Here is a 1,580-nt window from a genome sequence, read left to right on the forward strand (position 1 = left end):
AAGGAGTTGAACACGGTGCGTTAATATGTATCAGCAAACTGAGATAACAGCTCGTTGAATGCTTGGCGGTTAAGTCCAGTCATTGCTCGTAGCAGTCGCTCTTGATTCAGGACGCGGTCTAACTTCAACATTAATGTCACCCTACTTGTCTGCTTGATTATTATCCCTTATTTTCCAACAACTCTAATATTTGTCAAGGCAAATTGTTATACACCTAATCCTAAAAATAAATAGTACCAGGTATCCGAAACCCTGGAACTAGTAAGGTTTCGTTAATTTATTGTTATTTCATGTCTTGACAGGAGGGCGATCGCACTGCAGGCGATCGACACCCATATTAAGGCTTTATTCCTCTAATAGCTTAGCATTCTTACAGTCTTTTCCCAATATTTTTTCCCTTTCCTTTTCGAAGAATCTCGCTCTCTGGAGCTCTTTAGAATTTCCCTTATTACTGATGTATGGAAGCTGCCTTTCCTTTTCCTTCCACATTTCTGCTAGCAGAATCTCAACTATGAGGTCAGCACCTACCGCACATGTGAGGTCAGCACCTGTGAGCTCAGCACGTCTGAGGTCAGCACCTGTGAGGTAAGCATCAGAGAGGTCAGCATCTTTGAGTTTAGCATCCCTGAGGTCAGCACCTCTGAGGTTAGCACCTGTGAGGTCAGCACGTCTGAGGTAAGCATCAGAGAGGTCAGCATCAGAGAGGTCACATTCTGGACACTCACGAGTTTCTAAAAGTCTGTCTAGGTCAGACTGGCTATAAGCATAACTAGGACTAGTGCCAAGGCTAAAAGAGGAAACAAGAAACAAAATCAGTATCAGCGCTAATGTGAGAAATTTTTTCATTGTCTTAAATCCGTAACCAAATTATCGAGGTAAATTATACATGACTTTTCTTATCCACGAAAGAGCAAATAATAGAAATAACCTCAGGGTAATGAGTAAGATATTTAATCAGTAAGATATTTAAGTTCAACAAGTTTTATCTTTATTCAAGTTCCATTCATAAGTTAGTAGTGAGATCTTGCTACGGGCGATTGCATTGCATTCCCCGTGGGAGATCGCTCTCCTATAGGCACGTTTCATTTTCTGTTCATGTTTGGTAAAAGATTGACGGTAAACGTCTTCCGTCAAAAGATAAATCAGTTATTTCAAGGGGTGGGGATATTTGGAGGGGGATTGCGAAGCACTCCCTACGGGAGATCGCTCTCATCTAGGGACGTTTCATGTTCTATTCCCGGTTGGTAAAAGGTTGACGGTAAACGTTTTCCGTCAACGGATGAATCAGTTATTTCAAGGGGGTGGGGATATTTGGAGGGGGATTGCGAAGCACTCCCTACAGGCGATTGCGCAGCACTCCCTATGGGAGATCGCGAAGCACTCGCACTCGCGAGATCGCATTCAGTGTTCCCCCCGGTTCCTTCTCAAGGGAAATTTTTGAACCTATTCTTGGTAACGGTTCATAAGATTAGCAGGCGATCGCACCTCTAAAAAATATTTGTGCAGTAGGTAGTTAAATCTCTTCCTTAATGTGATCGATAGAAACAAAACTAAAAGTGGTTCCCGTTGTTAAATTTCTT

At 42.4% G+C, this 1,580-nt stretch carries 2 protein-coding genes; one reads left to right on the top strand and one right to left on the bottom strand.

The annotated features are described in order from the left end of the window. Positions 1–345 precede the first annotated feature (345 nt). Entirely contained in the window at positions 346–846 is a 501-nt protein-coding gene (locus tag ASL19_RS16460) for a pentapeptide repeat-containing protein (RefSeq protein ID WP_072149061.1), read from the bottom strand. 322 nt (positions 847–1,168) lie between these two features. Here ASL19_RS16460 and ASL19_RS17295 point away from each other — a divergent pair, with 322 nt between their 5' ends. Then, positions 1,169–1,441, top strand: coding sequence for a hypothetical protein (locus ASL19_RS17295; protein ID WP_235528905.1), 273 nt, complete (start codon positions 1,169–1,171; stop codon positions 1,439–1,441). Positions 1,442–1,580 lie beyond the last annotated feature (139 nt).

This window comes from Cylindrospermopsis sp. CR12 (assembly GCF_001432185.1).
GTDB classification, from domain to species: Bacteria; Cyanobacteriota; Cyanobacteriia; order Cyanobacteriales; family Nostocaceae; genus Raphidiopsis; species Raphidiopsis raciborskii.